Source organism: Kitasatospora sp. NPDC096147, assembly GCF_044763225.1.
Taxonomy (GTDB): domain Bacteria; phylum Actinomycetota; class Actinomycetes; order Streptomycetales; family Streptomycetaceae; genus Kitasatospora.
Map to the genome: position 1 here is coordinate 74,839 of NZ_JBIWFX010000003.1, position 7,353 is coordinate 82,191.

Here is a 7,353-nt window from a genome sequence, read left to right on the forward strand (position 1 = left end):
CCCCGGCGGGGACGTGGCCGGTGCGGGTGCCGGTTCCCGTACGGACTCCGGCCGGAGTCGGCCTTCTCCCGACGCCGGATCAGGGCCGGGCCGGGTCCGGGGTCCTGACCGATGGCGGACGGCCGCGCCGGGGCGGCCGGATGGCACCCTGGCCGGACCCGGCCGACGGGGCCCGACGAGCGGACGGCTGAGGCTCCGTCAGGCGGGCGTCAGGGCGGGCGTCAGCCCTCGACGCGCTTCTTCAGGCCGGCCAGCGCGCGGTCGATGATGACCTTCTCCGCCTTGCGCTTGATCATGCCGAGCATCGGGATCTTGACGTCCACCGCGAGCTGGTAGGTGACGGCGGTGCCCTGGCCGGCCGGGGCCAGTGCGTAGGAGCCGTCCAGCGCGCGCAGCATCTGGCTCTTCACCAGCGTCCAGCTGACCTCGCGGTCGCCGTCCCAGGTGTAGGCGAGCACGTGCTCGTCGCGGATCGCCCCGGCGTCCAGCACCAGGCGGACCTCGGCGGCCCGTCCGCCGTCGACGGTGGAGAGCACCTCGACCTCCTTGACCTCACCGGTCCAGTCGGGGTACGCGGCGAAGTCCGCGATCACCGCCATGACCTCGGCCGGGCTCGCGTCGATGGTGATGCTCGACCTGGTGTGTTCCGCCATGGCACGGCCTCCGCTGTCCTCAATCAGGTGTGCGCCCAGCGAAGGCTACCGCGCCACCGGGGGCCCACCCGCCGCCGGGGTTCCGCCGCAGGTCAAGGGCGCAGGGGCTACCGGCGGGTATCCCTACGCTGCCGTAAGGTGCGAGTCGGGCAGAAACGGAGCACCCGGACGATGTGACTCTTCGAACACCTCGGCGAACAAGTCTGGCCATTCGTCCTACCGGGCAGTAACGTCCTGCCGTCCCGCAGCGTCGCAGACGAGGAGCAGTCTTGCTCGAGTTCAGCAATCCGGCCCGCTACCAGGTACCCGGCGGTGGCAACCTCTCCGATCTGATCCATCAGAACGCGGAGCGGCACCCGGGCGTCGCGGTCGTCAGCCGCAAGCTGGACGGGCAGTGGACCGACCTGACCGCCACGCAGTTCCTGGCCGAGGTGCACGCCGCCGCCAAGGGCCTGATCGCCACCGGCATCGCCCCCGGCGACCGGGTCGGCGTGATGTCGCGCACCCGCTACGAGTGGACCGTGCTGGACTTCGCGATCTGGTGCGCGGGCGCCATCACCGTGCCGGTGTACGAGACCTCCTCCGAGGAGCAGGTCGCCTGGATCCTCGGCGACTCCGGCGCCGTCGCCGTGGTCACCGAGAACGCCGGGCACGCCGAGCTGGTGGCCGGGCTGCGCGAGCGGCTGCCGGAGCTGAAGCACACCTGGCAGATCGAGGAGGGCGCGCTGGCCGCGCTGGCCGAGGCCGGGCAGGGCGTCGCCGACGGCACGGTGACCGAGCGCCGCTCGACCGCCGACGCCGACTCGATCGCCACCATCGTCTACACCTCGGGCACCACCGGCCGCCCGAAGGGCTGTCAGCTCACCCACGGCAACTTCCTGGCCGAGCTGGGGAACGTGACGGCCCGGATGGAGCCGCTGTTCCGCACCGGCGAGGCCTCGGTGCTGCTCTTCCTGCCGCTGGCCCACGTGCTCGGCCGGATCGCCGAGATCGCCGCCGCGATCGCCCCGATCAAGCTCGGCCACGTCTCCGACATCAAGGACGTCACCGCCGAACTGGCCTCCTTCCGGCCGACGTTGATCCTCGGCGTGCCCCGGGTGTTCGAGAAGGTCTACAACACCGCCCGGGCCAAGGCGCAGGCCGACGGCAAGGGCAAGATCTTCGACAAGGCGGCGGACACCGCCATCGCCTACAGCCGCGCCCTGGACCACGGCAGCGTCCCGCTCGGCCTGCGGCTCAAGCACGCGGTCTTCGACCGCCTCGTCTACCGCAAGCTGCGCGCCGCCCTCGGCGGCCGGGCCACCCACGCCATCTCCGGCGGCGCCCCGCTCGGCGAGCGGCTCGGCCACTTCTACCGGGGCGTCGGCTTCACCGTCCTGGAGGGCTACGGCCTCACCGAGACCTGCGCCGCCACCTCCTTCAACCCGCACGACAAGCCGAAGATCGGCACCGTCGGCCAGCCGCTGCCCGGCTCCTCGGCCCGGATCGCCGAGGACGGCGAGGTGCTGCTGAAGGGTCCTCAGGTCTTCACCGGCTACTGGAACAACCCGGCCGCCACCGCCGAGGCGCTGCGCGACGGCTGGTTCGCCACCGGCGACCTGGGCACCCTGGACGCCGACGGCTACCTGACCATCACCGGCCGGAAGAAGGAGATCCTGGTCACGGCGGGCGGCAAGAACGTCGCCCCGGCCGTGATCGAGGACCGGATCCGGGCGCACGCCCTGGTCGGCGAGGTGATGGTGGTCGGCGACCGCAAGCCGTTCATCGCCTGCCTGGTCACCATCGACGAGGACTTCTTCCCGCGCTGGAAGGAGGCCAACGGCAAGCCGGCCGGCGCCACCGTGGCCGAGCTGCGGGACGACCCGGCGCTGCTGGCCACCATCCAGTCGGCGGTGGACGACGGCAACCAGGCCGTCTCGCAGGCCGAGGCGGTCAAGAAGTTCCGCATCCTCGACACCGTCTTCTCCGAGGAGAGCGGCCACCTGACGCCCTCGCTGAAGCTCAAGCGGAACGTCGTGATGAAGGACTACGCCGACGAGGTCGAGGGCCTGTACCGGCGCTGACACCTCCCGCACGCCCCGAGCCGAAGGGGTGCGCCGGTGGCGAGGGGGAGGAGCGCGGGAGCGAGGCACGAGCGACGGAGCGACGACCGCCGCCGCCGGAGGCGAGCGGGTGGGTCACCGCCGAGGGCCTGGACCGGCGCTGACCCGCCGTCATGGCGAAGGGGCCCCGGGCGGAGATCCGCCCGGGGCCCCTTCGCGGCATCCTACTGCTGCGCCAGCAGCGAGGTCAGCCGCCCGGCCAGCAGGTCCCAGCGCCAGGAGCGCTCCACCCAGGCCCGGCCCGCCTCGCCCATGGTGCGGCGCAGCTGAGGGTCCTTCAGCAGCCGGACGATCCGCTCGGCGGCGGCCGACGGCGAGCCGCCGGGCACCACGTAGCCGGTCTCGCCCTCCAGCACCGCGTCCGGCGCCCCGCCGGAGTCGCCCGCGACCACCGGCAGGCCGGTGGCGCTGGCCTCCAGGTAGACGATGCCCAGGCCCTCCACGTCCAGCCCGCCCCGCCGGGTGCGGCAGGGCATCGCGAAGACGTCCCCGGCCCCGTAGTGCGCGGGCAGTTCGGACCACGGCACCGCACCGGTGAAGCGGACCGAGGCGGAGACCCCGGTGCGCTCGGCGAGCTTCTCCAGCTCTCCCCGGTACGGGCCGTCGCCGACGATCAGCAGCACGGCGTCCGGCACCTCGCGGAGGATCTGCGGCAGCGCGGTGATCAGGGTGTCCTGCCCCTTGCGCGGCACCAGCCGGGAGACGCAGACCACCACCGGACGGTCCGTCAGCCCGAGCCCGGCCCGCACCGCGTCGCCGCCGGAGTCCGGCCGGAAGGTCCGCTCGTCCACCCCGGGCGGCAGCTGCGCCATCCGGGCGGCGGCCTCCGGCCCGACCGCCGAGGCGATCCGGGAGCGGGTGTACTCGCCCAGGTAGGTGAGCACGTCGGTGCCGGCCCCGATCCGGCGCAGCAGCTGCCGGGAGGCCGGCAGCTGGGCCCAGGCGGCCTCGTGACCGTGCGTCATGCCGAGCAGCCGGCCGGCCCCGGCCCGGCGCAGCTGCGGGGCCATCAGGCCGAGCGGGGCGGCGGCGCCGAACCAGACCGAGTCGCAGCCCTCGGCGCGCAGGATCTCGGCGGCCCGCCGGTTGACCCTCGGCGTCGGCACCATCATCTTGGTACCGTCCCTGATCACCGGGAACGGCTGCTCGGCGTCGAAGGCGGCCACCTCGCTGCCGTCCCGCCAGGTCGAGGCGTAGACCACGACGGAGCCGGCCGGCTGGCGGACGGCCATGTTGTGCACGAACGCCTGGATCCCGCCCGGCCTGGGCGGGAAGTCGTTGGTGACGATCAGGGTCTTCTGCATCTGACGGCTCGCTCGGTCGGGGGGTGCTCGGTGTACCGCTCGGTGGTCCGTACGATAGGTCAACACCCCGGTGCGCCGGGAACGCGACCGGCCCGGCGACCGTTGGCCGGTCGGACAGGTGGACGAGGGAGTGCGGTGGAGTTGGTCCCGGCCGGGAGCACCGGCCTGAGCGCGGTCGAGCGCGCCCCCGTACCCGGCACCCCGCGTCCGGCCGGCGGCGCGCTGTGGGCCCTGGCCGGCGGCTGGCTGGCCACCCGGACCCTGATCGTCCTGGTGGTGGCGGGCGTCCTGCGGGTCGCCGCCACCGACGTCACCGCCGACGTCTCGGTGATCTACCACGGCTGGTACCAGGTGCTGCAGACCGGCACCTTCCCGCTGGACGACGTCACCTGGCAGTACCCGCCCGGCGCGGCGCTGGTGATCCTGCTGCCCGGGCTGCTGCCCTGGTCCTACCTGGTCTCGTTCTGGGTGCTCTGCGGGATCTTCGACGCCGTCACGATGGCCCTGCTGATGCGGGCCGGCACCAAGCGCGGCCGGAGCTTCTCCGGCGCCTGGGTCTGGGTGGCCGGCGTGCCGCTGCTCGGGCCGACGGTCTACTGCCGCTACGACATCCTGGTCACCGCGCTGGCGGTGGCCGGCCTGCTGGTGCTGCTGCGCCGCCCGGGGCTGGGCGGTGCGCTGCTCGGCCTGGGCGGGCTGGTGAAGGTCTGGCCGGTGCTGGCCCTGATCGGGACCCCGAAGGGGCGGCGCACCCGGCGCTCCTGGACGGCGGCGATCGCCTCGTTCAGCGCGCTCGGCTTCCTGCTCACGGCGGGGATGAACGGCGCCTTCGAGTTCCTCAAGTTCCAGCGGGACCGGGGCATCGAGGTGGAGTCGCTCGGCGCGCTGCCGGTGCACTACGGCCGGATGCTCGGCGCCTGGCAGGGCGAGGTGAAGATGAACTACGGCTCGGTGGAGATGCTCGGGCCGTGGGTGCCGGTGATCACCAAGGTGGCGCTGGCCGCCTCGGTGATCGGCTTCGCCTGGCTGCTGTACTGGCGGCTGCGGGCCCGCCGCTGGACCACCGCGACCACCTACGACGCCGCGCTCGCCGCGCTGCTCGTCTTCACCGTGACCAGCCGGGTGATCAGCCCGCAGTACCTGGTCTGGGTGGTCGGCATCGCGGCGGTCTGCCTGACCGTGCGGGGCACCAGCCAGAAGCCGGTGGCGGTGCTGGTCCTGGTGGCCACCTTCTTCACCATGCTGGAGTTCCCGATCCTGTTCGGCCAGGTGGTCAACAGCGAGCCGTGGGGCGTGGCCGTCCTGACGGTCCGCAACCTGCTCCTGCTGGTCGCCACCGTGCTCTCCTGCCGCCGCCTCTGGCTCTCCACCAGGGCGCCCGGGCAGACCAGGACCCTGGTCATCCCGCCCCGCGCGCTGGAGCCGGCCACCCCCACCGGCTACCCCGTCCGCCCGGGCATCGCCTACGAGCAGGACCTGCTGGACGACGTGGACCAGCCCACCGCCAAGCGCTGAGCCCCGACGCGCGTCCCCGGGAACCGACGGGCGGACCGGGCGACGGGCCGTCAGTGCCCGAAGCGGCGGTGCAGGTCGTCGTCCCACTGACGGGTGAACTCGTCCAGGCCGAGGCCGAAGGCGGTGCGGAGCAGGCCGTCCAGCCACTCCTCCCGGGTGGTGGTCGGCCCGGCCGCGCCGGCCGCGCGGTAGAAGGCCACCAGGCGGCGCTCGCCGAACCGGCGGGCGATCAGGTCGCAGGCGGACCAGGCGAGTTCGTAGGCCAGCGCGATGCCGGGCGAGCCCGCCGCGAAGTCGGTGTCGGCCGGGAGCGCCGGAGCGAAGCCGGGGGCCGCGGCGGCCGCGGCCAGGGCGGGGGCGATCTGCTGGGGTGTGCGGCCGGTGCCCCGGTAGCCGGTGTGGTCGGCGACGCCCTCGGAGAGCCAGAGCGGGGTCCACGGCCGGGTGTCGGCCCGGGTCGCGACGTGGGTGGCCTCGTGCACGGTGACCACCCGGCGGCCCAGCTCGCTCAGCCCGGCGTAGGCCTGGGGGTTGATCAGGATCCGGTCGGCCGGAGTGCGCACCGGGGCCCCGGCGGCGGCCGTGGTGACGGCGGCCATCCCGGCGTACTGGCCGGGCGGCGTGCCGAGCAGCCGGTCGAACTGCGCCTCGGTGGCGGGGTGCTCGATCAGCAGCCGGCCGGTCCAGCCCGCCCCCCAGACCTCGCCGACCAGCGGCACCGCCAGATCCGCGGCGGCCACCGTCCGGGCCAGCTCGGCCGGGGCCGCCTGGCCGAGCACCAGGCAGTGCCGGCCCCGGACCACCGAGACCGGCCCGAGGTCCCAGGGGGCGGCCGGGCCGTCGGCCTGTTCCTCCGTCAGCCCCCACTGGCCGCCGACCCGTCGGAAGGAGAGCCGGCGGCGCAGCACCGACGGGTACTCGTCGTACTCGGCGACCCGCCAGCCGAGCTCGGCCGTGAGCGTCACGGTGTCCCCGGCCGGCTCGCTGAACTCGGCGACGCGGTAGGAGAGTTCGGCCAGCGGCAGGTCGGCGGTCCGGCGCAGCAGGGCCTGACCCGCCTCCCCGGTGGGCAGTGCGGTGGCGTCCCGGCGCAGCAGCGCCCGGGCCCGCTCGGCCAGCAGCGCCTCCAGCTCGGGGCGGACGGCGGGCACGGTGGCCGCCGCCGTCGGCCCGGCGAACGCCGGGATCCGGTCCCGCACCTGCGGTGGGGAGAGCTGCACCAGCCCGCCGGCCGCCAGCAGCAGTGCGGCCCGTCGGGAGAGCACCGGCGCGGAGCCGGTCATCCCGGGCACCGGGCCGTCCCGCCGCCGGCGGCGGGCACCGGACGGGCAGCGCGGCAGCCCACGGCACCGCAGCGGGCCGCACCGGAGCGGGAGGGCCTGGAGGGTACGCACCGCGACGGCCGCCACGACGGGTCCCCGCCCGGACCGACGGGGCGGCGGGACTCGGGAAGGAGCCGTGCGGGCCCGGGGCGGGACAGCGCGCGCACCCCGCCGGGACCAGGGCGGACGGCCAGCGGCCCGGAGCCGCCCCGGGGGCCCTCGGGTCTCATACCCGGACGACTCCGGTGACCGGCATCGCGTTGACGCTCTCGTAGCGGACCCGGGCACCGGGACAGCGCGCGCACCCCGCCGGGACCAGGGCGGACGGCCAGCGGCCCGGAGCCGCCCCGGGGGCCCTCGGCTCTCATACCCGGACGACTCCGGTGACCGGCATCGCGTTGACGCTCTCGTAGCGGACCCGGGCACCGGGACAGCGCGCGCACCCCGCCGGGACCAG

5 protein-coding genes are annotated in these 7,353 nt (G+C 74.7%); 2 read left to right on the plus strand and 3 right to left on the minus strand.

The window, feature by feature from the left end; genetic code table 11:
- Window positions 1-221 precede the first annotated feature (221 nt).
- Window positions 222-653: an SRPBCC family protein gene (locus tag ACIRBX_RS10885; RefSeq protein WP_402295417.1), complete on the minus strand. Its 432-nt coding sequence runs from the start codon at window positions 651-653 to the stop codon at window positions 222-224.
- Window positions 654-922: 269 nt separating this feature from the next.
- On the opposite strand from ACIRBX_RS10885, the gene ACIRBX_RS10890 reads away from it, so the two are divergent.
- Window positions 923-2,716, plus strand: coding sequence for an AMP-dependent synthetase/ligase (locus ACIRBX_RS10890; protein ID WP_402295419.1), 1,794 nt, complete (start codon window positions 923-925; stop codon window positions 2,714-2,716).
- A 203-nt stretch (window positions 2,717-2,919) separates the two neighbouring features.
- Here the strand turns inward: ACIRBX_RS10890 and ACIRBX_RS10895 are convergent, their stop codons facing one another.
- On the minus strand, window positions 2,920-4,059 hold the full coding sequence (locus ACIRBX_RS10895; RefSeq protein WP_402295420.1) for a glycosyltransferase family 4 protein: 1,140 nt from the start codon (window positions 4,057-4,059) through the stop codon (window positions 2,920-2,922).
- Between the two features lie 135 nt (window positions 4,060-4,194).
- Here ACIRBX_RS10895 and ACIRBX_RS10900 point away from each other — a divergent pair, with 135 nt between their 5' ends.
- Window positions 4,195-5,574, plus strand: a complete 1,380-nt coding sequence (locus tag ACIRBX_RS10900) for a glycosyltransferase 87 family protein (RefSeq protein ID WP_402295422.1) — start codon at window positions 4,195-4,197, stop codon at window positions 5,572-5,574.
- 50 nt (window positions 5,575-5,624) lie between these two features.
- Here ACIRBX_RS10900 and ACIRBX_RS10905 read toward each other — a convergent pair whose 3' ends face one another.
- Window positions 5,625-6,857, minus strand: coding sequence for a hypothetical protein (locus ACIRBX_RS10905; protein ID WP_402295424.1), 1,233 nt, complete (start codon window positions 6,855-6,857; stop codon window positions 5,625-5,627).
- Between the last annotated feature and the right edge of the window lie 496 nt (window positions 6,858-7,353).